Origin of the sequence: Nibribacter koreensis, from assembly GCF_039541795.1 — a bacterium.
Taxonomy (GTDB): Bacteria; Bacteroidota; Bacteroidia; order Cytophagales; family Hymenobacteraceae; genus Nibribacter; species Nibribacter koreensis.
Map to the genome: position 1 here is coordinate 1,023,864 of NZ_BAABGX010000001.1, position 26,813 is coordinate 1,050,676.

Below are 26,813 nucleotides of genomic sequence, written 5' to 3' on the forward strand. Positions count from 1 at the left end.
AGATGGCAGAGAAGAAGGGCGTCTCGCAGGCCGCAATCCTTGAAATGATAATCAGGGAGGCGGCTGCCAAGCAGTCTTAAGCGGCCCGCTCCTTGAACCTGTTGTTGTACTCCTCTGCCAGCTCCCGCGCGTCCAGGTAGTCCTGGGGGGTGGTGCCCCGCTTGATGTAGGCACCCCGCATCCAGCGGTAGCCCTCGCGGTAGAAGCGTCTGTTCCATTCGGCGGACACGTATCCGCTTGTCACGATGTCGGTGGTGCCGAAGATTAGGTTGGTGCTTGCTTTTGCTGGCATGGTCTGTCTTATTTGTAAGTGCTGGAGTGGTCCACCCCGGCCCTGGTTCTTTCCTCTATCTGCTTCTCTATGCTGGCCTCCACGGCCTTGTACTTGTCGCGGCTCAGGCTGGAGATGACCAGCACCGTCTTGGCGTACTCCATGCGGGTGAAGAGCGTCTTGTTGTCCTTCAGCCGCCGGAAAAGGTCCACCCGCTGGCCGTCATAGGCCAGCGAGCGAACTTGTGCCTCGTTAGAAAGGAAGTCCTGTGTCATCGTCTTCCTCGTTTCCGTGCGACCCTGCCACCTCCATGTGGTTAGGCTGTTGCAGGGCCTTGTATTCCTTTGATTCTTTTACCGCCTCTTGCAGGAACTCTGGCAGCATGGCGAACTTCTGAATATCAAACTCTGCCACTGAGAACTCAAAGGTCGGGTTGATCTGCGGGTCGCAGGTCAGGCCCTTAGGCATGGTGGAGATGGCGCTGATCACCGCGTAGGGGTTGCCCGACTTGCTCTGCTTGTGGATGATGTTGAGCATACACGGCACGCCTAAGAGCTTGGTGATGTCAAAGGACTTGGCCTCTTCCTCGGTGAAGGCCTTTCCTCTCCAGCTCTCCAGATCTTTTCTAAGAGTGGACTTCTCGTGCATGGAGAGCGTGTATTCCTTGCTCACCAGGTAGGGCTGTTCGCCGTCCTCCTCTTTGAATACTTTCAGTTCAGTGGGCAGCTCAAAGGACAGGCGCACCTTGTTCAGTTCTTTTTCCGTGCCTAGGATGTTCTCCAAGCGGGTGCCGATGTGCACCATGGAGTAGCAGCGCGCTACGTAGTTCCCGGCTTCTACCGGGGTGTAAGACTTTGATCCGTTGGATGTGGCGATGATGGCCATAGTGGTATGTGGTTTAAAGTGTTTTGAAATTGTGTCTTGGTAGTTTCTTGAGTTCCTGGGCCTTCAGCGTCGCCACCAGCGTGGAGAGCTTGCAGCGGAAGGAGATGGCGGGCACGGTCTGGGCGGCTCTCACGTAGCACCCCCCTGTCCGGTGAAGAAGTTGCGGAAGTCCTTCGTGCGCCCGTCCGCCTCCGTGGCGATGAGGCTGTCGTAGCCCAGCTCCTTGGCCTTCTTGATGGCGCGCAGGTAGCTGTGGTAGGTCCAGCGGCTCTGGGCGGTGTAGACCAGCACGCCCTCGCGGGTGTGGTACACGGTCTTGTTGGAGTATTCTGGCATGGCTTATCCTGTTTTCTTGTATCGGTGGCTGGTTGCTTGCTTGAGGGTCTCTAGTCGGGGCAGGGCGGGGCGTATCTCCACCTTGACCATGGTCTCTAGTCTGGAGAATTCCGCTTCCACCGCCTCCTCCATGGTGTCGTAGGTGTGCCCTGGCGTATGTCTGTAAAGACGCTGTTGCCAATAGTGCAGAGTACAGGAGTGCGACCATTGACCCTTGTCGTATTCTGTGCTAGGGGTGGCGCGGCACCTGCCCTCGTATCCCTTCACGTCGCGCAGTCTCTCATGGAGGCGCTTTGTCAGTGAGGCGGCGGTGTAGACGGTTCTCTTCATTTCTTTCTAGGCTACATTTTGATAGTGGTCAAAGTCTAAGGTCAGTTGCTCTCCCATCTCGTAGTTGCGCTCCACGCACATGATGGTCTCGGTGTCAAAGGCCGGGATGAACTCCAGGCAGTTGGGGCAGTCCCTTAAGCAGACCTCCTGTATGCGGTCGGGCAGCTGCACCAATAAGACTTCATCGTCTCTGCGCCCGTCCTCCACGGCCAGGCGGAAGTGCTTGAGCTTGCCCGGCGCGGGCAGGTAGACGTACATCTGGTCGGGCGTTGGCTGGTAGTAGCCGAGGATCGGGTACTCCTGCCCCTCCGAAAGGCCGATGGCGGGGCTCGTGGCGCGGACGCTGTCCCCGTAGACGAAGCTCGTCTTGTAGAGCAGCGGGTTGTGTGAATGGGATACTCTCATGTTCGTAAGCGTGAAGGTGGGTTGGGGGTGGTTAAGGGTTGTCTTGTTATGTCAGGCGGCTCTCATGGTCTGCGGCAGGGGCTCCATGTTCCTACTCTCGTTGTAGGCCTTTAGGCTCCAGATGTCGTACAGGCAGGTCTTGCCGTCCTTCTTCCATTTAATCAGGGTGCCGGGGCGGTCCCTCTCGCGGGTCAGGCTGCTGAGGCTTATGCCTGTGATGCGCAGCGCCATCTCGGTGCCCACGTCCTGGACGGTCACCGACTTCATGAACTCTAGGTCTCGCGTGACCTGTCTCATCTGCGTGCGGTGCTCCAGCAGAAACTCCCGGAACTCGCGCTGTGTGACTACTTCCATAGGTGTGAAAATTGAAAGGGATGAACATTAGCTTGTTAGGCCTCCTTTTGTGTTTAGAGGTAGATTCGGGTCAATACTTTGCCAAAAGTCCCTATGAGCCTTCAGTAGGTCAGTATTGCCATTCGCATACTGTAAAAGGTCATTTGCCAAAGCCCTTGCCGTGTCTGCATTCAGAAAGATGGTTTCACCAGAAACCCCGTCTCTCGTAATCTCCAGTTCTATTGACTTAGCCCATGGTCCGTAATTCGTTTTAATGCAGTGATAAGGGTTCCCTCTCCAAAAGACAGACCGGTAAACACCTTTCGCCAACCGGTATTTTTTCGCGGCTAAATCAGGTATAAGGAGTTCGTCTACCATAATCCCGAATAGCTTGGCTACTGCCACTAGGGTCGGAATTTTCGGCGTGGCTCTACCTTCTTCGTAAGCACCTATCAAAGACCTTTTAAGCCCTAGTTTCTTACCTAATTGCTCTTGTGTAAGACCGTTCTTGCGTCTGAGGTAAATGATGTTATCAATTAATGTTCTCATGGATTAGGCGGCTTTAGAGGTGGTTGATGTGTATCTCTCAATAATGAATAGGCGGCCTGGGCCTGTCCAATACATCCACTTGCGGACACCTTCAGTATTGTCTTTGCGGAAGTATTTATGAGGAACATCCCGTGAGAACCCCTTTCCTCTGTATTCAGCACGAAGCATCCATTTATCCTCGTTTCTATCCCTCTTTACAATGCCGTCTCTCTCAAGAATCTTGTTAAGCTTGGTGGCAGAGGAAATCCCTAGCTCATTAGCGATGCTGTCTGTCGAGTATAGTCCTTCGCCATTGTGCATCAGGTCATACAACTCTGCTTTTGGGGCCAATAAATTGACCGTTTTAGAAAGGCTGGTGTTTTCAACCTCCAGAAGCTCCTTAGCAGAGGATAATAGGAAGTTCTGCTGTCTAAGACTTTCGGCCTCCTGTTCCAACATGCGGAAAACCTGCAGCTTCATTTCCTCTGGCGACATCGGAGCTAATGCCACCTTTCCTGTGGTCAGAAGTTCTTCGATCCGGTCGTAAACCCACAGTTCAAAGTCTGGGGACAGCCAAGCGGCAAACTTTAGGGCTAGCTTCTGGTGCATCCATGTACCAGGGTTGGTACCCCCTCTAACTATTGTCAAAGTCGGAATTCCGACTTTGGCCTCAAGGACCCTTTTGAATTCTTGAGTCTGGGCGTTGTCTATAAAGTGAGTGGTCTTTTTACCGAACGGCTTAGCCATATCGGTCGCATTAATAAACACCTCGCCACTTTTAGAGAATGTAATAGGCTGCTCTTGATATTGAAAAACTTGTGTAAGCATGGCTAAAAGTTGATTTGTTAGCGATTGATTAACTTGACTTTACTTAGGCGGCGTGAGAGGGGGAAATCAACTTGAGCGCCTCGCTTGCCAAGCTTTGCACGGTGGTGCTAGCCTTTGACTTCCTTATCACATAGGTCAGGAAAGCTTCTAGGATGGTCTCGTCTTTGTTCTTGCCGTGGGCGACGTCGTAGATCTCCTGAATCTTGTTGACTGAGTAGTTGTGTTCAGCTTTTAAGATTTTGTCTACACCAGCGGCATAACCGTAGCCTGCAGCCTTGCGCAATGCTTCCAGTTCTTGCTTTTCTAGTTTGAGCATTTTAGTTTTCTTTTGGTTATGTTTGAACTACTTTGACAAATATACGCAAGTCTATCTGAGATAGTCAAGTTAATCTGAATTATTTTTCAAGTTTATCTGAATAAATTTTATCAATGGAGTCTTTAGGCTTGAGAATCAAACAGTTAAGAGAGGGTCAAAAAATGGCCAAAAGCGCCCTTGGCGTTATAGCTGGGCTAACAGGTCAGGGAATAACTGATATAGAGGAAGGGGTAAGCAAGGACCCGAAGGCTCAAGCCTTATTGAAAATAGCCCAGCACTTTCAAGTTGATCTGACTTGGTTGATTACCGGAGAGGGAAGTATGCGTAAGGAGCTCTATACTCAGAAGGAGTTGCCCACTAAATCCGAGGCCAACGAACGCCCGCTTGTTTATGGTCGCATTACCGACCAGCCAGACCATCCCATCTTTGGATATGAGCTGAACGCGGCTACAGGTATCGAAAGAAGACCGAAGCCATCTAGCGGCCCTTTACTAATAGCCACACAGGACACTCAAGGGAATATCACCATCCCCATCATAAACCACAAAGCCGCGGCCAACTACCTTTCCGGTTACCAGAGCCAAGAGTACTTCGAGAACCTAGCCCCTATGACCATGCCTAGATTTATGATTAACGGAGGCCAGCACGCCGTCTTCCAAGTAACAGGAGAGTCTATGGAGCCTACCTTCTTCGATGGCGAGTATGTGATATGCACCAAGCTGGAGACTTCTGAGTGGGCCACCATCCCAGACTTCAATGTGTGCGTGGTGGTGAGTGAGCGACTGGGCGTGCAACTTAAGAGGATAAAGAGCAGGCTTAAGACAAAGGGATTCATCCGGTGCAAGTCTGACAACAAGCAGCACAGTGACTTCACCCTTCGCGGCGAGGAAATACTAGAGCTTTGGATGTTCAAATGGAAGCTGTCGCCTTTCGCAGTAAACCGTGCCGAGGAACTTTATAAAAAGGTAGATACCTTAGAGGAGAACCTGGATGACCAGCGCACGGTCATTGAGCAGATTATGGAGGAGATGCGCCAGATTAAAAAGGAGATTCCAAAAACTAACTAATATTATATATGAGAAAGCTATTGCTCCCCATTACATTTGGCTTTATATGCCTTTCATGCGGCTCCTCTTCCAACCGAACAGAAATAGATGAGGAATTAAAGGCTAGTGTTGACTCTATTAGGGTTGAAAGAGAAGCTGAGCAGAGAAACCAGGCAAGACTGGACAGTATCAGTAAGACCGAAGAACACCTTGCTATTAAGGGTATTGAATTTGGAATATCAGAGGCAGAGTTCAATAAAAAGAAATCCGCGTTCTTAAAGCCCTTAAGATTAAACAAAAGAGAGGCCCAATACGAATCCATTCCTGAATATAGGCTTGGGACTTACAGGTTTGATAACTTATCTGGCACTTTTCATAAAAATAAACTATACAGGATAGACCTTAGGGGTGAACTGGTGCATTATAATGATTACGACCACTCAATGCCTACTGAGTTTAATGCATTGTCCTCTCTTTTAACTGAAAAGTACGGGAAACCTTTTATAGAAAATCCCCTACCTGAATGGCACACGATAAAGGATGGTTATGGTAAGACTATACAGAGCTGGTTAATAGGTGATAAATACATTAGTATAGGCCTGTTTAATACCGGAGGAGGATATTATACTTTAAATTTCACAGCAATTCAAAGTAGTGCATCTGACAGGATTATTCAAGAGAATACAGCCAAGAGTGAGGCATTAAAAAAGAAAGACGCTAATGTTTTATAAGCCCAACGGCGGCACCGTCACCTATGGCAAGCGCTAGAATGGCTTTAATCAATTGTGGACATTTTTGTCCACCATTGATTAGCTGAGAATTTAGAATTACATAAGTACATAAATACATAGAGTAGCACCCCCATGGCCTTCACCCTCAAAGCCACCCTAAAGCCCGAGCCTAGAGCCGACAAGACGCACGCGGTGCGCCTGCGCGTGACCAAGGACCGCCGGAGCTCCTACTACAACCCGGGGGTGTACGTGGGGAAGTCCCACTGGAACCCCAAGGCCACCTACGAGAAGCGCAACTGGGTCAAGGGGACGCTGCGCACCTGCGAGGTGCTCAACAACGCCATCCGCAACCACATAGACGGGCTGGAGGCGCACGGGCTGGCAAACCCCGCCCTCACGGCCTCCGAGCTGGTGCAGTCCTACAAGGAGGCAAGTGAGCAGCCGGCACCCATAACCGCGCCCTCCTGCTTCATCGCCTTCCTCACACGGGAGATACAGCGGGGGAAAGAGGCGCGTAACCCGCGCAGCCTGGAGAAGGAGACCGCCACCCTCGCCAAGTTCAAGGCCTTCGCCGGGGAGACCCTCCCCTTTTCAGCGCTCACCGTGGCCCTCGTCCGGGACTACGTGACCCACCTGGAGACGGTCAAGAACAACCGCCCCACCACCGTGCACAACAGCATCGGCATGCTGCGCAAGTACGCCGCCCACGCCATGGCCGAGGGCCTCCTCTCCTACGAGCAAAACCCCTTCCACACTGTGCGCGTCAAGAAGACCGCCCGCAAGAAGCAGCGCCTGGACCTGGAGACGCTGGAGCGGTTCCGCACCGTGGAACTAGAGGACCCCCTGCTCATCCACGCCCGCCACACCTTCATGGCCTCTTTCTATATGCACGGCGCGCGCATCAACGACGTGCTGGAGCTGCGCTGGACGCAGGTGGGCGACGAGCGCATCCGCTACACCATGGACAAGACCGACAAGGAGAAGGATATCAAGATCACACCGCAGCTGAGGGAGATACTGGAGTTCTACCGACCCAAGGAAGGCCCGCTGCCAACCTTCGTGTTCCCCTTCCTGAAGGAGAAGCATCTGGAAAGGGGCACCAAGGAGTACCTGCAGATCATAGAGGGCTGCACGGACCGCATCAACAAGAGACTGAAGGACATAGCCGCCCTGGCCAAACTGGAGGTAAACCTGTCCACGCACGCGGCGCGCCACACTTTCGCTGACATCGCACGTAAGAAGATACGCGACGCCCACACCATCAAGAACCTGCTCAACCACTCGAGCATCGCCACCACGGAGCGCTACCTGAGCTCTTTCGACCGGCAGGACGAGGACGAGGCTACGGACTCCATCTACGGGTAAAACAATAGTAAAACATTTTCACGATTAGGGGCGGTTGCTGGCTGTCACTCACCTGCTCCCAACGCTTTGGGAGCGACTTCTGACACGGTTTGATGGTCAGGGTTCGTCAGATACGAAGAAGCGCAGCTTCTGCCTTTTTTTATGTCGGCCCATTTTCATTTTTGGCCTCTTTTTTAAGAATTAGCCTAAAAACGACGGTTTAAATTTTAAACTGCTATTAAATGGCCGGTTACTTGCAAAATTGCTAGAGGGTTGGCGTATATTTGCCGCAAATTCTACATCTTTTAAATTTTTCATATAATGATAATAGGTCTTCCAAAGGAGATTAAAAACAACGAAAACCGCGTAGCCCTTACCCCGGGCGGCGTGGCTGAGTTTGTTAAAAACGGCCATACCGTGTATGTGCAGGCTACGGCCGGTAACGGAAGCGGCTTCCCAGATGAAGAGTATGTAGGCGCCGGCGCCACCATTCTTCCTACCATTGAAGAAGTGTACGCCATCGCTGAGATGATTGTGAAAGTAAAAGAGCCGATTGAGCAGGAATATAGCCTGATCAAAGAAGGCCAATTGCTGTTCACCTACTTCCACTTTGCCTCTTATGAGCCGTTGACCCACGCCATGATTGAGCGTAAGGCAACCTGCTTGGCCTATGAGACTGTTGAGTTGAAGGACCGCTCTTTGCCGTTGTTGATTCCTATGAGTGAAGTGGCTGGCCGCATGGCTCCGCAAGAAGGCGCTAAGTATCTGGAGAAACCATTGAAAGGCCGTGGCATTTTGCTTGGTGGCGTACCAGGCGTTCCTCCGGCCAATGTATTGGTATTAGGCGGTGGTATTGTTGGTACCCAGGCGGCTAAGATTGCCGCTGGCTTTGGTGCCCGCGTTACCATCATGGACATCAGCTTGAAGCGTCTGCGCGAACTGGATGATTTCATGCCAGCCAACGTAACCACCGTGATGTCTAACCATTACAACATCAAAGAGGCCATCAAAACTGCTGATTTGATCATTGGCGCGGTATTGATCCCTGGCGCGAAGGCTCCTCACTTGATCACCCGTGACATGTTGAAAGACATGAAGCCAGGTACCGTTCTTGTAGACGTGGCCGTTGACCAGGGCGGTTGCATTGAAACTTGTAAGCCTACCACCCATGAGAACCCAACCTTTATCATTGACGACGTGGTGCATTACTGCGTAGCCAACATGCCAGGAGCGGTTCCTTACACGTCTACCCTAGCCTTGACCAACGCTACTCTTCCTTATGCTTTGTTACTAGCCAACAAAGGCTGGAAGCAAGCCTGCCAGGAACGCGACGAGCTGAAACTTGGCCTGAACGTAGTAGACGGCAAAGTGGTGTACCCAGGCGTAGCCGAGGCCTTCAACTTACCATTGGTAAACGTAGAAGAAGTATTAGCATAAGCGAGACTCACCTATATAAGAAGTGCCTCCTGATGAGAATTAGGAGGCGCTTTTGTATTTATAAGGAGGCAGGCGTTAAAGGAAGAACCAAATTTGATGGGCGTTTTTAGCTTGTTTTCTGGATAATAGGCCAAAAACGGTGGCTGGACCAACTCCAGTTGACTTATTTCCGTAAGGCGTCAAACTCAATTTGGAGTTGGGGAAAAGTGGGGAGCATTTCCAGCGCGGTGAGGCTGGTGCCGTCCTGGCCTACCTGCCAACAATAATGCTGAAGACCATTGCTGATGAATAAGTAAGGTGCTTTGACGGTTTGGTTATACACGGCCACCTGCTGAACTGTTGTGGTTGTTAAAGGTATATATGGCGCTTTGCATTCCACCAACAACAAAGGAGCGCCTTGCTGGTCAAAGACACACAAGTCGGTACGTTTTTGGAGCGTGTTATAGGTAGTGCCTCTTTCCAATCCCATTAAACCAAGGGGATATTGCAGGTGCAGATGCAGGAAATGAACCACGTGCTGACGTACCCATTCCTCGGGGGTAAGAACCAACCATTTCTTACGGACTATATCGTAAATACAAGTTTTACCTCCAGAATCCTTAAGTTTGTAGTCAAACGCCGGTAAAGTCAACTGCTCCATGCCTCAAAGGTAGCATTTGTTGAGATTCTGATTACTGGCTGTTTTCCTGAAATAGAGCAAAAAATAAACTATGAAGACTAAAAAAGAGATTGTAGAGAACTGGTTGCCCCGCTATACGGGCAGGCCGTTAGATGAGTTTGGCGAATATATTTTATTGACCAACTTCCTGAATTACGTGGTTATGTTCTCTGAGCAGTTTGGCGTAGAGATGAAAGGCCTGGACAAGCCCATGCAGACCGCCACGGCTGAGAACATCACCATCATCAACTTCGGGATGGGAAGCGCCATGGCTGCCACAGTGATGGACTTACTGTCTGCCGTTAAGCCTAAAGCCGCTTTGTTCTTGGGCAAGTGCGGAGGTTTGAAAAAATCTAAGCTTGGTGATTTGATCTTGCCAATTGCCGCCATCAGAGGAGAGGGTACGTCTAATGATTACCTACCACCAGAGATTCCTGCCTTGCCGTCCTTCCGTTTGCAACGCGCCGTTTCTTCCATGATCAAAAAGCATGAGATGGACTATTGGACCGGCACCGTGTACACCACCAACCGCCGCGTATGGGAGCATGACGAGAAGTTTAAAGAATACCTGCGCTCTATTAGAGCCTTGGGCGTGGACATGGAGACGGCTACCATCTTTGTGGTTGGCTTCATCAATGAGATTCCGCATGGCGCGTTGTTGCTGGTTTCTGATAATCCCATGACCCCAGACGGCGTGAAAACCTCTGAAAGCGATTTGAAAGTAACGGCAGACTATGTCACCAAACACTTGCAGATCGGCATTGAATCCTTGTTAGAGCTTAGAGACTCTGGTGAGTCTGTGAAACACTTGCGCTATGACTAAGAAATTAACGCAGTGGGGCCTTGGGGCCCTTTTGTGCGCTTCGCTCCTCTCCTCTTGCAAAGGCACGGCCAGTGGTGACCAAGCTGACTTGCTGGTTTACAATGCCACTGTCTACACAGTCAATCAGGATTTTGCCAAAGCGCAGGCCATTGCCGTGAAGGACGGTAAGATTGTAGCCGTAGGCACCAATGATGAACTGAAAGCCAAATACAAAGCCAAAGAAGAAGTAGATGCCCAAGGCAAGCCTTTGTACCCAGGCTTTATAGACGCCCATGCGCACTTTGTAGGTTATGCCGCCAATCAGCGCGAAGCAGACTTGGTAGGCACCACCTCCTTCTCAGAGGTAGTGCAACGCCTGCAGAAACACCGCCAAGAGTATCCTTCGGCGGTTTGGCTGACCGGCCGCGGCTGGGACCAGAACGATTGGGACATAAAACAGTTTCCTACCAAGGACACTCTGGACAAGCTTTTTCCAGGTACGCCGGTTATCATTGAGCGCGTAGACGGCCACGCTTCTTTGGCAAACCAGAAAGCCTTGGATCTAGCCGGTGTCACTGCACAAACGCCGCAGGTAACAGGCGGCAAGATTGAAATCAAAGATGGAAAGCTTACTGGCATTTTAGTAGACCGCGCGGCTGACCTAGTGATTTCTAAGATTCCAGCTTTGACCTCAGGTGAATACACTCAAGTATTGAAAGAAGCCGAGCAGAACCTGTTTGCCGTGGGCTTGACGTCTGTGGTTGATGCTGGCTTGCCTAAGTCCTCGGTAGACCTGATTGACTCGCTTCAGAAAAAGAATGAATTGAAGATACGGGTGTACGCCATGCTCAGCCCTACACCAGAGAACAAAGCCCATTATTTAAAGAACGGGCCTTACACCACAGAGAGACTTAATGTAAGGTCTTTTAAGGTTTACGGTGACGGTGCTTTGGGTTCAAGAGGCGCTTGTCTGTTACACCCATATGCAGACAAAAAGGACGAGACAGGCTTTTTACTGTTAACCGTCCAGGAATACAAGGATTTAGCCGCCGAGATTTTCAAGTCAGATTTTCAGATGAACACGCACGCCATTGGGGATTCTGCCAACCGGACCATTTTGCAGATTTACGGTAACCTGTTAAAAGGCAAAAATGACCGCCGCTGGCGCATTGAACACGCGCAGGTGGTAAATCCGGCAGACATGCCGTTGTTTGGCAAGTATAGCATCCTGCCCTCGGTGCAGCCTACGCACGCCACTTCAGACATGTACTGGGCTGGTGACCGCTTGGGAATGGACCGCTTGAAACATGCCTATGCCTTTAAAGCCTTGATGCAACAGAATAATATGATTCCGCTGGGCTCAGATTTCCCGGTAGAGCATATCAACCCGTTGTATGGTTTCCATGCGGCGGTGGCCAGACAGGACGCAAAGAACTATCCAAAAGGCGGCTTTCAGATGGATAACGCCTTGACCAGAGAAGAAGCTTTGCGTGGCACTACCATCTGGGCGGCTTACGCCAATTTTGAAGAAAAGCAGAAAGGTAGTTTAGAGGTAGGCAAAGTAGCTGACTTCGTGATTCTAGAGCAGGACATCATGACCGCCAAGCCAGAAGCCTTACGCGATGTAAAAGTGCTTTCTACTTATGTGAACGGCGAAAAGGTTTACGGTAAAAAGTAATTCCGTTTTTTGCCTCCTTTCTAGAAAATAAGCTAAAAATGCCAACCTGCACAGGTTGGCATTTTTGTTTTGTATCTGATGTATTACCAATTACTCTTAACTCATTGCATAAATTCATCACTTCACATCAAACCATCCATTAATTTAAGTACCAGTCCTTTATACAGACACTAAATAATTACGAATACTACAAAAGTAAGCGCCGTCGTTTTTGGGCTACTTCCCAGAAAGTAGCCCAAAAACGACGGCGCTAAAGGTAGATGATCGGTTAAGCCAAAATCGGTACTGGCTTATCCTCTGCCCCAGACAGTTTCTTGCTTTTGATGGTGAGCAGAATGATGAGGCCAATTACAAAGAAGATTAAAAGCGTGAGGATACTGTTGCGCATAGACCCGAAGATTTGTTGGGTAACCCCAAACGCTAAGCTTCCTAAGGCTAAGCCTACCTTATCACAGATGTCATAGAAGCTGAAGTAAGAGGCATGGTCAGTGGTTTCCGGTAACAGCTTGCTATACGTAGACCGGGACAAGGCCTGAATGCCGCCCATCACCGCGCCAACCACAAAGGCCAAAACGTAATACTGCGTACCCGTAGTGATGAAATAAGCCCCAATGGTAATACCTACCCACACTATCACCGTTATGGCAATGGCCTTTATGTTTCCTATTCGGCCAGAAAGCCACGCAAAGAAATAAGCACCACCAATGGCCACGGCCTGGATGATTAATAAGACGGTTATCAAGTCTTCGCTAGGCAAGCCAAGCTCTTTAGACCCAAACAAAGAAGCTACATACATGACGGTTTGTACACCCATGTTGTAAAAGAAAAAAGCCAGTAAGAAACGCTTGAGCATAGGCAAATGCTTGAGCTGTCGTACAACTATGCCTAGTTCCCTGAAGCCATTTAACAAGAAGTTTCCTTTCGTCTCTTTTTGGTAAGGATTATGAGGTAAATAAGCAAACGAGTATTGGGCAAAGCCAAACCACCATAGGCCTGTCAATAAAAAAGAAATCCTGGCTGGCAAATTCCCATCAGTAAAACCAAACATCTCTTTATACATAACCAACACCAAAGAGATAATCAGTAATATCATACTACCAATGTACCCTAAGGAAAAACCTTTGGCGCTAAGCCTGTCAAATTGGTCTTCGGTGGCAATCTCTGGCAGGTAGGCGTTGTAAAAAACAATACTGCCGCTGTAACCAATGGCCGCAATCATAAAGAGCAACACGGAAAGGGAAAATGTCTGCTCTGTGAAAAAGAACAAGCCCATACACGCCAAAGAGCCCATGTAGCAGAAAAAGCGCATAAAAGACTTCTTGTTTCCGCCAGAGTCAGCCAGTGCCGTGAGCAGCGGACTTAGAAAAGCAATAATCAGGAAGGCTCCCGTCAAGGCATAACTGTACAAGACAGAGGCAGAGATGTCCCAGCCAAAAAAGCTGACCTGATCGCCGGTTTCCTTTTTGGTTAAGGCTACGTAGTATATAGGAAAAATGGCCGTGGTGATGACCAGAGAGTAGACAGAGTTAGCCCAATCATAAAAGCACCAGGCACGCGTAATTTTAGGATCATTCTTTACTAGTTTTTCCATAGAATAGAAGCCGGCAGACACCAGGCGCATTGTAAGGCTAGTTACGTAAATTCTTTCTTTTTACATCTTAACCTATGATTTAATGCTTGTAAAAATAGGTAGGCTCTACGCTTCTTTTATCTTTGCAAGGTACTTTCATCCTGTAATTATGGGTTCAACGTCCATCAACCCAGACCAAGACCTACACCACCTGCTCAAAACCAACGAGGCTTTGTTCATGGAAACGCTGTTTAAGCAGTATTACAGCTTGCTTTGCCGCACTGCGCTGCGTTTTACCAAAGACACTGAGGCCGCCGAGGACCTGGTACAGGAGGTTTTCTGCAAAATATGGCAGAACCGCGAGGCTTTGGAGGTAACCACTTCCTATAAGGCCTATCTGGTAAGATCTGTCACCAACCAATCCCTTAACTACCTGGAGAAGCAGAAACGAATGGTATTAACAGAAGACACCTCCCCTTTTGAGGAGGCTTTTTCTGCCAACACCACCATGGACTTGCTGGAGGGCACCGAGATGGAGATACGCGTCCAAAAGGCGCTGGCAGTTCTTCCACCGCAATGCCGCCTCATTTTTGAGATGAGTAGATTTGAGGAGTTGACTTATAAAGAGATAGCAGAGTCGTTGCAGCTTTCCCCAAAAACCGTGGAGAACCAGATGGGCAAGGCGCTCAGAATCTTGCGGGAGCGGTTATTGAGTCTGCTTCTTCTGAGCTTTTTCTTAGGATCATAAAATACTGTACCTACTTAGGTTAACAGAAAAATAATATTTTTTCCATTTGAAGATAGGGGTGCCCCCTTCTTCATCTGTCTTACAAGCAACATGACACACACCACACCTGTCACCCATGAAAGCCCAGAATGGGTCTTAATGGCGAAAGCCCTTCAAGGAGAGCTGTCTGATGAGGAGCAAAAAGCCTTCACGGCCTGGCTTGCTCAGGAAGAAGCACATGCTGTCCTCTGGGCTGAGGCTACGGAAGCGTGGCAGAAGTCTGAGGCCGTAGAGAACAAAGGCTTTGAGCCCAACGTGGCCCGGGCCTGGGAGAAGTTCTGCGCGAAAGCTGAACTGAACACCCTCTCTCCTGCCCCTGAGCAAACACGAGAGGCCGTGGTGAGGCCAATGTTCTCTTTTACCTCGTTCACCAAATACGCAGCCCTTTTTGTATTAGTCGCCGGTCTAGCCTGGCTTGGGTACACTCAATTCAAAGATTCAGGGGAGTGGGTTCAAATGGCTACACTTACCGGAGAACGTAAGGTATTCTACCTGCCAGACAGCAGCAGAGTTGTTCTGAACGAGAACTCTACTTTACGCTACCAAGAAGCATTCACGGGCAAGGAGCGGTTAGTGGAGTTAACCGGCGAGGGATTCTTTGAGGTACAGAAGAACCCTTCAAAACCCTTTGTCATCAACAGCGGCAACGCCCAAACAAAAGTATTGGGCACGTCTTTCAACGTGAAAGCTATTGACAAGGCAGAAGAAGTGACGGTCACGGTCTCTACCGGAAAGGTTTCTTTTTCTTCTCTAGAAACCAACAACCAGGTTATTTTGACGCCTGGCTTTACAGGCAGGATGCTAGGCAATGGAACGGTAGCCAAATCTAAGACTATTGATGATTCTTCTATTTCTTGGCAAACGCTTAAATATGAGGGAGCCCGTTTAATAGAGATAGAGAGTTCCTTAGAAAAGTATTTTGGTATTGATATTTCACTGTCAGACAGCTCTTTACAAAACTGTACCTTTACAGGTACTTTCACACAGCCTGACTTAAAAGAAATCTTAGCTGTTTTAGCGGCTTCTAATGGGCTTTCCATTACACAGCCAGCTACCAATAAATACGTAATAGCTGGTACTGGCTGTCTATAAGCCATTGCCCCCTACCCTGCCATGAACTTTTCTAACAGCACTCTTTTTGTCCTTAGCCTAGTTCTTTTACTTGCTTTTTCCTCTTGTAACATCATGGGGGAAGGTCCGTGCCTAGTAGGTAGCGGAGCGGTTAAGAAAGAAGTAAGGGACTTGCCTCCTTTTTCGGGTGTTGACCTGCGCATACCAGGTAAAGTGTTTATTCAAGCAGGCCCTCAACGTGTTACATTAGAAACGTTCCAGAATATATCCCAAGAGATAAAAATGGAGGTGGTGGGTAGCACTTTAGTTATCAACGCCGCTAACTGTTTGGAGTACATGGACGAGGAAGCAAAAATCTATGTCTACCTGCCTAACGTTGAAAACGTGGAGCTTAAAAGTTCAGGCCAAATTTATGTACAATCTGTTCCCTCTTTGGGCAAATTGAGGCTCAGCCTTTCTGGATCTGGCTATTTGGATTACTCGGGTAATCCTGAAGAGCTTTTTGTGTTACATTCAGGTTCTGGAGACGTAGATTTATTTGGAAGCGCCGCCTATTTAGAAACTACGTTGAGTGGCTCTGGTAGGCTTAGAGGCTTCCCATTAGCCGCTGAATCCGCTAAAACAACGCTTACAGGATCTGGCTACCAACAGGTATGGGTCAAAGACCGGCTTGATGCCATCATAACTGGCAGCGGAAACATATATTACCGCGGACAGCCTCAATTACTAACTGTTTACACTACCAGCTCAGGAAAGGTCATCAACAGCAACTACTAGCTAATCAATTATAGTGCTTTTTATAATTGAGGACGCCTTCCTATTGCATTTTTTCCTTAAAAATCTCAATTTGCGGTAAATCCTTTCGCCACCCCGGGCGCCTAGCATTGCTCCATCATCTATGGATTTGCCGCACTTCATAAGGCTTTCTTTTTGTTGCTTCCTTCTCTTGCTTGGCATGCAAAAGGCGGTGGGACAAAAATCCGAAACCGGAAAAGGGCAAAGAATCTCGTTCAATTATACTAATACGCCTCTATCTGTTGTTTTACAAGATTTAGAACAGCGGTATTCCCTGCATTTTTCTTATAGCAATGAGCAGGTAGACTTAGCTACCCAGGTCACGTGCGCATCTAACCCTGCATCTTTAGAGAGGGCGCTTAGACAGCTAACCTCTTGCTTACAGCTCACTTACCAAATAGTGGGCGGACAAGTGGTTTTACGCCGCTTGGAAGAACCAGGAGCCAATGGAGCCCCCAAACCTTATACTCAAAACATACGCGGCACGGTGGTAGATGCCGCCATCCAAACGCCCTTAGTGGGCGCCACCGTGATTTTGGCTTCTGAAACTCCAGTAAGAGCAGTAAGTACCCGTGAGGATGGATCTTTTTTGATACCAAAAGTTGGCATTGGACGGCACATCCTCCGCATCTCTTATATTGGTTACCAAGAGGCAGAGATATCTAATCTTTTGGTGGTGGCTGGTAAAGAAGCGCTAGTGAATGCCACCTTGGCCGAGAGCCTAACCCCTGGCATGGAGATTGTCATTGAAGCAGAAAGCGACAAATCCTTACCCCAGAATCAGTTGATCGTCTCTAGCGTCCATACACTTAGGACCGATGAGATTAACCGGTTTGCGGGCTCCAGACAAGACCCAAGCCGTATGGCCGCCAATTATGCAGGCGTGCTCAATGCATCTGACCAACGCAATGATTTGATTGTCAGAGGTAATTCTCCCCTGGGAGTGCTTTGGCGGTTGGAAGGGGTAGAGATTCCAAATCCTAATCACTTCACCTTTACCCCTAATTCGGGCGGAGCCTTCAGTTTACTAAACAACAACCTTCTAGCCAGCTCAGATTTCTTGACGGGGGCTTTTCCGGCAGAGTATGGTAACCGCATTGGGGCAGTGATGGACGTAAAAATGCGCACTGGCAACAATCAAAAGTTTGAAAACACCTTGCAGCTGGGATTAAACGGACTAGAGATGGTGACTGAAGGGCCTTTGGCTAGGCAATGGGGCGGGTCTTTTTTAGGCAGCATGCGCCTGTTTACATTCCAGCCACTGGAGAAGTTGGGTATTGACATAGGCTTTAACGGCTTACCCAAGTACCAGGACGGTTCCTTCAAGATTGAATTACCCACGCCAAAGGCCGGCACTTTCACTTTGTGGGGCATTGGTGGCACCAGTAATATCACCATCATGGACATTGACCCCGACACCACCACCTGGGGGAAGGTACGCTTTAGAACAGAGCCCACGCTAACCAATAGAATGTATGCCTCTGGGTTAAAACACACTCATAGACTTTCTCCCAGGACTGTCTCTGATTTTATAATCTCCAGTTCGGGCAGCCAGGTAGAAGCCACCACCACGGCTACTTTTAGAAACAGGACTACCAGGCTCTCTTATTACCTGCGGAATTATGAACAACAATTCATCACTCGTTTTAACATTACGCATAAATCCTCGCAGAAGCTGCTCCTTAAAACAGGTGCTTCTTGGCAGAAGATGTATTACAACAACCAGGAGATAGTGTATTATGATTTGCGTGACGCCTATGAGATCCCTTTAGATGCGCAAGGTTCTGCCTCTATCCTGCAGGGTTTTGTGCAAGGACGCTACTCTTTCTCACCGGTGTTTGATGTACAAGTGGGTTTGCACAGCCAGCTATTCTCCATTGGGGGCAAGTGGTCCTTGGAGCCGCGCATTTCAGCAAGTTACTATTTAACTGATGCGCATAGAATATATGCTGCGGCTGGGCTACATAGTCAAACACAACCCTTGGTGTATTATGAATACAAGTTCTTTGATCCTTCAGGAGAGAGGTTCAGCCAACCTTACAATAAACTGGACTTTACCAGAAGCACTCAAGCCGTAGTTGGTTACAATTATAGCATAAATAATGCTTGGCGTTTTAAAACGGAAGCCTATTACCAGAAACACTACCATGTGCCCATTAGCAGGCGCGCCGGTGAAGAAGCTTTTTCCATGCTGAACCAAGGAACTGAATATAATTTTGTCACCGTAGATAGTGTGGTGAGCGAAGGATCAGGCAAGAACTATGGGGTAGAGCTAACCTTGGAACGATTTCTTAAGAAAGGCTTCTATGCCTTGGGCAACGTAACTTTTCTGCAATCCCTATTTACAGGCGGAGATGGCTTGGAGCGCCCCACCACCTTTAGTGTAGGCTATATTTCAAATATCTTGATTGGGAAAGAATTTCAGTTAGATGCAGAAAAGCGGCATCTGTTATCCTTAGATGTAAGATTCAACCTATCTGGCGGCAGACGGTTTATTCCCATTGACGTAGAGAGAACCATTAATGAGCCGACAGATAAACTACACTATGATGTAGCCAATGCCTTTATTCCTCAACTAAAGGACTACTTTAGGTCAGATGTGAGATTATCCTACCAGTTAAACACCCAGAAAACAACTCACTGGATTTTTGCCGCGGCAGATAACTTCTTAAATACCAAGAACGAACTCTACTACAGCTGGGACCTAGAGGAGAACAAAGCTAAAATCTATTACCAGTTGGGCATATATCCTTACTTAGGCTACCGCATTCAGTTTTAATGCAATCCTATGTCTTAAACCTCACGTAGCTGAAGTCGCTTGATTATAAGTTCCCATAAATGCTCATACGGGACAATCTCTATTTCTGCATAGGCGTCACCCGGCGGATTAGTGTTCTGCAGTTTGTGATAAAGGCTCTCCCCTTTTTTCTGAGCCACTATGTAATCAAAATCAGCTTTCACTACCAGATTCAGCAATTTGAAGAATATTCTGCTGCGCTCACTAAAGCTGTCCTTAAAGTGTTTATGGGCATATTTCTTTAATGCCTCCATTCTGTACTCCAAGGCTTCAGTGTCCATCATGTCTACATAATAGAGCACTTGTAGTATTAATATGGCAACGTTAAAGCCTTCTTTGTCCTTGCTGTAACTGGGCACGTTCTGCGTAAGACTTTTCCACTTAAAAGGTTTATCCTCTTGGGGAGCCACCAAATTTAAATATGCTTCAAAGAGGCTCCAGCGCTCCTGCGCCATCTTGGTAATCTTTTTAATAAAAGGATTGGTAAGTACTTTATGGAGCAACGTATGCGCGATTTTATACTGCTTGGCGTGTAAGGCCAACAGAGTGTAATTCTCCATGAAGGCAAACCAGTTGTTGCTGGATGGGTTAAAAGAAGACTCATAAAGGCTGGCCAGCCGAATACCCTCTTCCAGTTTTTTGGCCCTTAAGTGGGCATACACTTGGATAAATTTATTATACCTGTGGTCAAAGCGCTCTGGGTTTACTTTCTTTGATTGAAGCAATTCTTCAGAGGCATTAGTAAGCTCAACTATTTTATTGAAATCACCAGAAAGCTCTTTTGCCCAAATAGACAATAAATAATAAAAATCAAAGGTGTTATATGATTGTGCTTCCATCCAAAGTCCCTCAAGTCTCTTAAGGACAACTTCAACATTTACAAGATGATTCTTTCTGGAAGAAATGGAGTGATTAAGTTCCACCTTAGATTCTAAAAAAAGACGTTCTGATTCTTGATCAGCCGAAAGTTTTGGGACTAGCTCTTGCAGCTGATTATTTACTTTGTAGAAAAGAGACCTCTCTCCTAAATTGGCATACGCATGCATCAATGACCTAAGAGTTAAGGATGCTATGTCATTAAAATCAAAATCGTAGGCTGTAGAAAGCACTTGCCTTAAAAGAGGAAGTGCTAAATCATAAGCACCAGAATTTACAAGAACTCTAGCCTGGTACAATTTGGCCAAACACTCTTGTTCAAGGGTATGAGAACTCTTAATACTATTCCCCTGGAATTCAAGAAAGAATAGCTGATTCATCAATTTCTTCCTTAACCTGGATTTAACCATCTTAAAGGCCGATGTTGAAGTTTCATTTGGGTACAATAAAGAAATTGCATCCTCTTCATTTGTAATAAGCCCGCTTGCAAGCCCTTCAAAAAGAGAATACTCTTTATTTGGGCGTTTCAACTTAAAATTCAAAAGCTGCGAATCTGAAGCTCCTCTCTTTTGAATAATTTGAACAAGCTTTTTTAATTCTTCCATTAGTAGAAATGTAATTATGGCTATACATCAAAAAGTAAAATTGGTATCTTGCTTTTAGTCGCTTACCTAACTTTAAATGATTTTGTTATAATAAGACCATTTTGATACTTAATAAATCAAAAAAATCTAATATAAACCAGCCTAATACATTATTAATGATAAATTTTATGTTTTTTATTAATAAATAACAAGTTACTATACCTCACACCCTTTCCTTTTTCTACCTATTAAAATCAATCATATTTGATATAGACAAATAAATAAGACAAACTATGGTAGATTTATTAATTGCTCTGCTTTTACAATTAGGTATATTGACTGGTGGTATTGGTCAAAAACAAAACACCAATACTTCAGCATCTAATACTACTACCACCCAGACCACTAATACTAATGGTCAAACTACCAACACCACTGAGGAGGACAAAACGACCGACGGAAATGACAGCTATGGTGGTACTGGTACTTGGGACACTAAAGACTAACTAAAATAGATCGGGCTACCCCTCCTATTGCCCGATCTATTTTATTATCTCTTTTGCATACCACAACTTTAACCCAAGTTTTGTAATATTGGGCAGAGCATTTTGGCGTCTGCAATCAATGAAAAAACTTCTTTCACTTACTTTGATCTGCACTCTTGTTTGTCAGATCTCTTGTTCTCCAACTGCTCAAAAGGAAACTCCTCTTAGGGTAAGGCTTCCGCAAGACCCAGAGTCTTTACATCCTTTAAGTTACGGGAATGCACACGCGCTCCAACTCATCAACCTTATATACCAAAGCCTACTCACGGTAGAACTAGGCTCAAAGGAAGTACAGCCTTTATTGGCTGCCAACTTGCCGCTTGTAACCATAAAAGACAGCCTTTCTTATTTTGCCTACCAGATTAGACCAGAAGCCAGATGGGACGATGGCAAGCCTGTCACAGCACAAGATGTTGCCTTTTCACTTAAGCTACTAAACAGCCCCTTGCTAGACAATGAGCGTTGGCGCGCGCAGTATCATTTTATAAAGGATATTGTACTTTCTAATAAAAACCCTCTTGCGTTTACCATTATTTGTAGCGGCTATACCCCCGAAATGAATCTGCTCACAGGTGATTTCTTTGTCTTACCTGCTCATAGATATGATCCTCAAGCTAAAATCACCCAGATTCCCTTTGGTTTGTTCAAAATCAGATATGACTCCCTGGCAAATAGCCCTGCCATTAAAGAACTGTCGTCTACCGTTCAGTCGCCTTCCATGGCGAAAGACACTGCCTGGGTACGTGGAAGTGGGCCCTACAAGCTTATGGCTTGGAGTGGCGGACAGCAAGTGACATTGTCCAAAAAGAAAAATTGGTGGGGCACTACCTTAGAAAAATCTTCCCCCAGTTTTAGAAACAACCCCTCTACTCTACAATTTCAAATAATTGAAGACAACGCTGCGGCTGTTATAGCTCTTAAGGCCAGGCAACTGGATGTGATGGACAATATCCCACTGCCCAGTTTTTTAGAGATGCAGAGGAACAAGTCGTTTAAACAGGACTTTAGCTTGCATACTGCCCCTACCTTCGATTTGGTATTTTTAGGGATTAATGGCTCTAGCCCTCTTCTGAATGACAAATTGACCCGCCAGGCTCTTTCTCACTTAGTTAACATTCCTCAGTTAATCAAAACCATCCAAGGTGGGTACGCTACGGCTACGGTAGGATTAGTCCATCCAGAGGAAAAACAGTTTTACAATTCTACCCTACCCCCCATTGATCATAATCCAGCAAAGACTCAGGACTTGCTTCAAAAAGCTGGTTGGAAGAAATCTTCTGAAGGCTGGGTAAAATCAAAAGGAAAAAGCAAGACCGTGCTTGCGCTTACACTCATGTACAGGGCAGGCAACTCTGAGTTTGAAAGTATTGCCTTGCTCTTTCAACAGAACGCCAAAGCAATGGGCATCCCTGTTAGCCTACAAGCCATTGAAAGCAGCCAGATTTCACAAAGGCTCCAGGACGGCACCTTTGATTTGTACCTAAGAACGTTTGTGGGCAATCCCTTTTCTTATAACCTGCTCCCGCTTTTACACACATCCAGTATAGGTGAGGGCGGGGGTAATGTGACGCGCTTCGGGAATGCAGAAACAGACCAATTGCTGGAGAGAATATCCATTGAGAGCAACCAAAATACCAAGGCCACGCTCCTGAAACAGTTACAAGAGAAAATGCAGGAGGAGCGAAACCTGGTGTTTTTGTTTTTCCAGCAGAACAAACTGGCGGTTTCAAAAAAAGTTGACTCAGTGATCATTTCCAGCCTCAAGCCGGGGTATGACCTGCCTAAATTTGTTCTAAAGAAATAAGTATGCCAATCAAAAGCCTTATCCATAAGCTCTTGGGGCTTGGTTTGGCGCTTTGGGGAACAGCCAGTGTCTTATTTTTCCTGATTCATCTTTTGCCCTCCTATAATCTACCGCGAGGCATGGATCAGGCAGATGTCACTGCCTACGGGAATGCCGCTTCTTCGGTTCAGCAGCAAGTAAAAGCAGATTATCTTAAAAGAAGAGGCTTAGACCAGCCTTTATTTTATTTTAAAATTTCTCCCAATGGGTTGCAAAAGAATGGCACGGTACCAACCCCATATTACCTAGAAGCTTTTATAGAAAAGGCAAGCAAAACGCACGGACTAAACGCCACCCGTGCCTTTCTTAGAGAATGGAACTTGTTTCTGCTAGACATAGAAAGCCAAACGCAAAGTCTCTCAAAAAACATTGCGCTCCACGCCTTCTTTAATGATTGGGCATTGCAAGAATCCAGTAAAGGAAGAGCCTCATTAGAAAGTCGTTTTTTGCTTGATTTGACAAAAACAGGCCAAAATCGGGCTTCAAAAGTTATGCAAGCTTGGCACCAGTTAATGAATAGCAGCCCACAGGTAACAGACCTTCTCCCAACTATAGCTTGGGTAGGCAATAAGAACCAATATCATATCTGGCTAGCTGGCATAATCACCGGCAATCTGGGCACCTCAACTAAAGATTATGAGCCTGTCAAGGACAAGCTTTTATCGTCTTTAAAAGTGTCTGCGTCTATAGCCTTGCCAGCAACCTTCGTGGCCCTGGTACTCTCCTGCATGTTGGCATTCTGGATGAGCCTCCCTGAAAAATCTGAATTAAAAACCGGGATAACGCACATACTGTATGCATTAGACAGCCTTCCTGGGTTCATGATAACACTGGGAATTTTTGCTCTCTATCTCATTTTGGGAGGTACCTTGGCCAGTTATGATGCACTGTCGTTTAATCCTTTCTCTGGCACCATTCTGCTGGGGAGTTTGAGCGTGGTTTTGTTTCTGTTACCATTTCTCACGTTGTTCTTCCAGAGGAGCCTCCTTTCAGAATTAAACCAACCCTACATACGGACGGCTCAGGCCAAAGGCATGTCCTTTAGAAATGCATTAGCTACCCATGGCGTGCCTAATGCCTTAGCTTCAGTTACCGTAGTGGTAGCAGATATGCTGGCGAGTCTCATTGCCGGGGTGCTCATTGTAGAGGTGACGTTTTCCTTGCCAGGGACTGGTAGTTTATTAGCCCACTCCTTGGTATCCCAGGACTTTGCAACCGTCATTGGGCTTACACTTAGTCTATTGTTATTTAGAACAACACTTATGTGGTTGACAGAGGCAGCCAACTCTTTTCTTGACCCTAGAACACAAAGGGTATGAGCTTAACCGCATCTGCACTACCTGCGCGTTTGATGACTTACCAATGGAAAGTTATGTTGGCTGCCGTTTGGCTTGCCACATTTACTTTACTAGCCTTCTTGCCTTTGCCTGAGAATGCACTTAATGCAATTCCTGAGAACGCTCTGTTACCTCCTTTTCAAGACCCCTTTCACTGGCTTGGCACGGACCAATTAGGGAGAGAGATAAACTGGTACCTTGTAGCTGCCACTCAGACGGCGTGGTGGCTTACCTTTCCACCCTTATTAGGGGCTACCCTGATAGGTATTATTATTGGGACGACTTCTGCGCACTTCGCTAAAAAGCCTTTGAAGCTACCCTTGCTTACTTTAGCATTAATCGTCTTGGCATTGCTCTGGGCTATCTACCTTATTTATCTGTATCTGGGTTGGGTCATTGCTGCACCCAGGGCTATGGCATCCTTCTGGGCCTTGACCTTTGGTAGCTTACTATTACTGGTGATTGCCTCATATGGAATCACTAGAATTACCTCTATTACTAAGAGAAGCCTGGTGACCTTGCCGGTAGATGAGGCAGCGCAACGGCTAATGGACTTTTGGACTACTTTCCCTAAGCTTCTTCTGCTTTTACTGCTCTCCACCTTATCCTCTCCTTCCGTCATGAGCATGGGGGTTTGGATCATGGTCACGTATTGGGTTTTGCCAGCTAGGCTTGCCAGAAATAGATCCTTGCTGGTGAGGAATGAGCTATTCTTTGAAGCCGCAATTGCCCTTGGCCTCCCTCATCCTGCTTTATTGATCCGGCATCTATGGCCCTCCATGAAAGGCCAATTAATTACAAATTTCTGTTTTAATGCTTCAGGTTTGCTGGGCATAGGATCAACACTGGCATTCTTAGGAATAGGTTTGCCTGCCGATGTACCCACCTGGGGTAAGATGCTATCCTTGGCCAGATTCTCTTTAGAGAGTTGGTGGCTGTTACTTTTCCCGGCTACTTTACTGCTACTCTCCATAATTAGCCTACAGGCGGTAGGAAATTATCTTTCTAAGAGGAACATATAGCATTCAAATGTTACCTAGCAGACCTATTCTTATTTTTATCAATATGCCACCTAATGGATTACATAACATTTAAAGGTATTTCAATATAATATTTAACTATAATCCTAGTTACTAAATTTCAATAGTTTCCTTTTTCAATTTACACCGCTTCCCTACTTTCGTAACAAGTCAAGGCATACTTACACATGGTGTTTACTAATATGTATTGTGTCTTATGCTAGTGAGACCGTGTTTGTTCCCCCGGCAGAGGCGGTTTAGTGAAATTTAGTTTTTTGTTGTTTGTCTGTCTGCCTGCCGTCTTGTCAACGGCAGGCTTTTTTTGTGCCTATTTCTGCCAAGGAACTAAGACGTTGTAAACCTTAAATGGAGGGTAAAAAAAAGAGCCTTGCACCATAAGGTTACAAGGCTCTTCTTAAAATTCTGCGGAGAGGGAGGGATTCGAACCCTCGATACCGTTACCAGTATACACACTTTCCAGGCGTGCTCGTTCGACCACTCTGACACCTCTCCGGTTAACAGGTTGCAAAGAAAGGCAGAAGCAAACGCTTTTGCAAGCGGTTTGCTTATTTTCCCTGCCTTATCCTCTAAAAGTAAGCTCGCCCCTCAGGTTGGACTGAAGCAGTTTTTTGGTTTCTTCTAAAGGAAGGCGTTTTCCTAAGACAAACATCAGTTTGGTAACTGCCGCTTCGGTGGTCATGTCAGTGCCCCCAACCACGCCCATTTCCCTTAGGTACAGACTGGTTTCATACTGACCCTGGCGCACCTCTCCTTCCTCGCATTGAGAAACGTTAAGGATGACAATGCCACGACCTACTGCCTCTTGCAGTAATTCTAAAAACCACGGATACGTGGGCGCGTTCCCAGATCCGAAAGTTTCCAGTACAAGACCCTTCAACCCTTCGCTTTGCAGGACGGCCCTTACCACCGCTGGCGTAATGCCTGGAAAGAGCTTAAGAACTGCCACTTGCTCCTCTAGCTCCTGGTATACTTTCAATGGTGTTTCAGGAATAGGCTTTATAAGCGTCTGATTGTATTCAATGTCTATGCCCACATGCGCTAAGGGTGGAAACTTGCCAGAATTGAAGGCATTGAACATCCTGCTCTCTACCTTGGTAGCTCTGTTTCCGCGCAATAATTGTGTATTGAAGAAGATGCAAACCTCTGGCACCAATGGCTTGCCTTTTAAGTGAGCAGAGGCTATCTCTAAGGCGGTGATTAGGTTACGACGGGCATCTGTGCGCATGCGCCCAATAGGAACCTGAGCCCCTGTGAAAATGACTGGCTTGGATAGATTCTCTAAAAGGAAGCTAAGTACTGAGGCACTGTACGCCATGGTGTCAGTACCATGTAACACTACAAAGCCATCATACTCCTCATAATTGACCTGAATGATTTGGGCAAGCTTGATCCAATGCTCCACCCCAATGTTAGAGGAATCAATAGGTGGGTCCAGGCTCAACACTGTGAGCATCACCTTAAACTGCCGCATCTCAGGTACTCTGTGAATCACCTCGCTAAAATCAAACGGCACTAGGTGTTCATCCTGTTTATCTGACACCATGCCAATGGTACCACCCGTGTAAATAAGCAAAATAGACGCCTCTGGGTTGCGGGGAGCGGCTGTATTGATATTTACCTTAAAGAATTTCATAGGCTAT

General features: G+C 47.1%; 28 protein-coding genes, 1 tRNA gene and 2 pseudogenes. 16 read left to right on the forward strand and 15 right to left on the reverse strand.

Going from position 1 to position 26,813, the window contains the following annotated elements:
• Nucleotides 1-76 precede the first annotated feature (76 nt).
• From ABD880_RS04535 to ABD880_RS04580, 10 genes are all read right to left on the reverse strand, one after another.
• Complete coding sequence (locus ABD880_RS04535; protein WP_345162767.1) at nucleotides 77-292, reverse strand: hypothetical protein; 216 nt, start codon at nucleotides 290-292, stop codon at nucleotides 77-79.
• Between the two features lie 8 nt (nucleotides 293-300).
• Complete coding sequence (locus ABD880_RS04540; RefSeq protein ID WP_345162770.1) at nucleotides 301-546, reverse strand: hypothetical protein; 246 nt, start codon at nucleotides 544-546, stop codon at nucleotides 301-303.
• Nucleotides 524-1,156: a phage replication initiation protein, NGO0469 family gene (locus tag ABD880_RS04545; RefSeq protein ID WP_345162772.1), complete on the reverse strand. Its 633-nt coding sequence runs from the start codon at nucleotides 1,154-1,156 to the stop codon at nucleotides 524-526. The genes ABD880_RS04540 and ABD880_RS04545 overlap by 23 nt, the downstream gene beginning before the upstream one ends.
• Before the next feature lie 129 nt (nucleotides 1,157-1,285).
• A complete protein-coding gene (locus tag ABD880_RS04550; protein WP_345162774.1) occupies nucleotides 1,286-1,492 on the reverse strand; it encodes a hypothetical protein in 207 nt (68 codons plus the stop codon).
• Nucleotides 1,493-1,495: 3 nt separating this feature from the next.
• A complete protein-coding gene (locus tag ABD880_RS04555; protein ID WP_345162776.1) occupies nucleotides 1,496-1,759 on the reverse strand; it encodes a hypothetical protein in 264 nt (87 codons plus the stop codon).
• A gap of 69 nt (nucleotides 1,760-1,828) precedes the next feature.
• Complete coding sequence (locus ABD880_RS04560) at nucleotides 1,829-2,080, reverse strand: hypothetical protein (RefSeq protein WP_345162778.1); 252 nt, start codon at nucleotides 2,078-2,080, stop codon at nucleotides 1,829-1,831.
• 198 nt (nucleotides 2,081-2,278) lie between these two features.
• On the reverse strand, nucleotides 2,279-2,581 hold the full coding sequence (locus tag ABD880_RS04565; protein WP_345162779.1) for a hypothetical protein: 303 nt from the start codon (nucleotides 2,579-2,581) through the stop codon (nucleotides 2,279-2,281).
• Nucleotides 2,582-2,608: 27 nt separating this feature from the next.
• A complete protein-coding gene (locus ABD880_RS04570) occupies nucleotides 2,609-3,109 on the reverse strand; it encodes a helix-turn-helix transcriptional regulator (protein WP_345162781.1) in 501 nt (166 codons plus the stop codon).
• 3 nt (nucleotides 3,110-3,112) lie between these two features.
• A complete protein-coding gene (locus ABD880_RS04575) occupies nucleotides 3,113-3,916 on the reverse strand; it encodes a phage antirepressor KilAC domain-containing protein (RefSeq protein ID WP_345162783.1) in 804 nt (267 codons plus the stop codon).
• 43 nt (nucleotides 3,917-3,959) lie between these two features.
• The gene (locus ABD880_RS04580; RefSeq protein WP_345162785.1) at nucleotides 3,960-4,232 is read right to left on the reverse strand and encodes a hypothetical protein; all 273 of its coding nucleotides are present in this window, start codon (nucleotides 4,230-4,232) and stop codon (nucleotides 3,960-3,962) included.
• Nucleotides 4,233-4,345: 113 nt separating this feature from the next.
• Between ABD880_RS04580 and ABD880_RS19100 the strand changes: the two are divergent.
• The 5 genes and pseudogenes from ABD880_RS19100 to ald form a co-directional block, all read left to right on the forward strand.
• Nucleotides 4,346-4,537, forward strand: a pseudogene (locus tag ABD880_RS19100) (helix-turn-helix domain-containing protein); the annotation flags it as partial.
• 15 nt (nucleotides 4,538-4,552) lie between these two features.
• Nucleotides 4,553-5,299 (forward strand): S24 family peptidase, encoded by a 747-nt coding sequence (locus ABD880_RS04585; protein ID WP_345162787.1) that lies wholly within the window; start codon nucleotides 4,553-4,555, stop codon nucleotides 5,297-5,299.
• Nucleotides 5,300-5,307: 8 nt separating this feature from the next.
• Entirely contained in the window at nucleotides 5,308-6,009 is a 702-nt protein-coding gene (locus tag ABD880_RS04590) for a hypothetical protein (protein WP_345162789.1), read from the forward strand.
• A gap of 132 nt (nucleotides 6,010-6,141) precedes the next feature.
• Nucleotides 6,142-7,374, forward strand: coding sequence for a tyrosine-type recombinase/integrase (locus ABD880_RS04595; protein ID WP_345162791.1), 1,233 nt, complete (start codon nucleotides 6,142-6,144; stop codon nucleotides 7,372-7,374).
• A 300-nt stretch (nucleotides 7,375-7,674) separates the two neighbouring features.
• Nucleotides 7,675-8,790, forward strand: a complete 1,116-nt coding sequence (ald, locus tag ABD880_RS04600) for an alanine dehydrogenase (protein WP_345162793.1) — start codon at nucleotides 7,675-7,677, stop codon at nucleotides 8,788-8,790.
• A 163-nt stretch (nucleotides 8,791-8,953) separates the two neighbouring features.
• Here ald and ABD880_RS04605 read toward each other — a convergent pair whose 3' ends face one another.
• Entirely contained in the window at nucleotides 8,954-9,430 is a 477-nt protein-coding gene (locus ABD880_RS04605; protein WP_345162795.1) for a type I restriction enzyme HsdR N-terminal domain-containing protein, read from the reverse strand.
• A 70-nt stretch (nucleotides 9,431-9,500) separates the two neighbouring features.
• On the opposite strand from ABD880_RS04605, the gene ABD880_RS04610 reads away from it, so the two are divergent.
• Both ABD880_RS04610 and ABD880_RS04615 read left to right on the forward strand, forming a co-directional pair.
• Nucleotides 9,501-10,271 (forward strand): AMP nucleosidase, encoded by a 771-nt coding sequence (locus tag ABD880_RS04610; RefSeq protein WP_345162797.1) that lies wholly within the window; start codon nucleotides 9,501-9,503, stop codon nucleotides 10,269-10,271.
• Entirely contained in the window at nucleotides 10,264-11,928 is a 1,665-nt protein-coding gene (locus tag ABD880_RS04615) for an amidohydrolase (RefSeq protein ID WP_345162799.1), read from the forward strand. Before ABD880_RS04610 ends, ABD880_RS04615 begins: the two co-directional genes overlap by 8 nt.
• A gap of 268 nt (nucleotides 11,929-12,196) precedes the next feature.
• Here ABD880_RS04615 and ABD880_RS04620 read toward each other — a convergent pair whose 3' ends face one another.
• A complete protein-coding gene (locus ABD880_RS04620) occupies nucleotides 12,197-13,519 on the reverse strand; it encodes an MFS transporter (RefSeq protein WP_345162801.1) in 1,323 nt (440 codons plus the stop codon).
• A gap of 148 nt (nucleotides 13,520-13,667) precedes the next feature.
• Here ABD880_RS04620 and ABD880_RS04625 point away from each other — a divergent pair, with 148 nt between their 5' ends.
• From ABD880_RS04625 to ABD880_RS04640, 5 genes and pseudogenes are all read left to right on the forward strand, one after another.
• Entirely contained in the window at nucleotides 13,668-14,246 is a 579-nt protein-coding gene (locus ABD880_RS04625; RefSeq protein WP_345162803.1) for an RNA polymerase sigma-70 factor, read from the forward strand.
• A 90-nt stretch (nucleotides 14,247-14,336) separates the two neighbouring features.
• Entirely contained in the window at nucleotides 14,337-15,377 is a 1,041-nt protein-coding gene (locus ABD880_RS04630) for a FecR family protein (RefSeq protein WP_345162806.1), read from the forward strand.
• Nucleotides 15,378-15,398: 21 nt separating this feature from the next.
• Nucleotides 15,399-16,133, forward strand: a complete 735-nt coding sequence (locus ABD880_RS04635) for a head GIN domain-containing protein (RefSeq protein WP_345162808.1) — start codon at nucleotides 15,399-15,401, stop codon at nucleotides 16,131-16,133.
• Nucleotides 16,134-16,311: 178 nt separating this feature from the next.
• A pseudogene (locus tag ABD880_RS19105) lies at nucleotides 16,312-16,557 on the forward strand (FecR domain-containing protein); the annotation flags it as partial.
• A gap of 21 nt (nucleotides 16,558-16,578) precedes the next feature.
• On the forward strand, nucleotides 16,579-18,930 hold the full coding sequence (locus ABD880_RS04640) for a TonB-dependent receptor (RefSeq protein ID WP_345162810.1): 2,352 nt from the start codon (nucleotides 16,579-16,581) through the stop codon (nucleotides 18,928-18,930).
• Nucleotides 18,931-18,944: 14 nt separating this feature from the next.
• Here the strand turns inward: ABD880_RS04640 and ABD880_RS04645 are convergent, their stop codons facing one another.
• Nucleotides 18,945-20,429, reverse strand: a complete 1,485-nt coding sequence (locus ABD880_RS04645; protein WP_345162813.1) for a hypothetical protein — start codon at nucleotides 20,427-20,429, stop codon at nucleotides 18,945-18,947.
• A 272-nt stretch (nucleotides 20,430-20,701) separates the two neighbouring features.
• Between ABD880_RS04645 and ABD880_RS04650 the strand changes: the two genes are divergently transcribed.
• The 4 genes from ABD880_RS04650 to ABD880_RS04665 all read left to right on the forward strand — a co-directional run bounded on the left by ABD880_RS04650 (nucleotide 20,702) and on the right by ABD880_RS04665 (nucleotide 25,155).
• Nucleotides 20,702-20,914, forward strand: a complete 213-nt coding sequence (locus tag ABD880_RS04650; RefSeq protein WP_345162815.1) for a hypothetical protein — start codon at nucleotides 20,702-20,704, stop codon at nucleotides 20,912-20,914.
• A gap of 118 nt (nucleotides 20,915-21,032) precedes the next feature.
• Complete coding sequence (locus ABD880_RS04655; protein ID WP_345162817.1) at nucleotides 21,033-22,757, forward strand: ABC transporter substrate-binding protein; 1,725 nt, start codon at nucleotides 21,033-21,035, stop codon at nucleotides 22,755-22,757.
• 2 nt (nucleotides 22,758-22,759) lie between these two features.
• On the forward strand, nucleotides 22,760-24,115 hold the full coding sequence (locus ABD880_RS04660; RefSeq protein WP_345162819.1) for an ABC transporter permease: 1,356 nt from the start codon (nucleotides 22,760-22,762) through the stop codon (nucleotides 24,113-24,115).
• Entirely contained in the window at nucleotides 24,112-25,155 is a 1,044-nt protein-coding gene (locus ABD880_RS04665) for an ABC transporter permease subunit (protein WP_345162821.1), read from the forward strand. The genes ABD880_RS04660 and ABD880_RS04665 overlap by 4 nt, the downstream gene beginning before the upstream one ends.
• 423 nt (nucleotides 25,156-25,578) lie before the next feature.
• Here the strand turns inward: ABD880_RS04665 and ABD880_RS04670 are convergent.
• Nucleotides 25,579-25,665: transfer RNA gene (locus tag ABD880_RS04670), tRNA-Ser, on the reverse strand.
• 67 nt (nucleotides 25,666-25,732) lie between these two features.
• Entirely contained in the window at nucleotides 25,733-26,806 is a 1,074-nt protein-coding gene (locus ABD880_RS04675) for an asparaginase (RefSeq protein ID WP_345162823.1), read from the reverse strand.
• Between the last annotated feature and the right edge of the window lie 7 nt (nucleotides 26,807-26,813).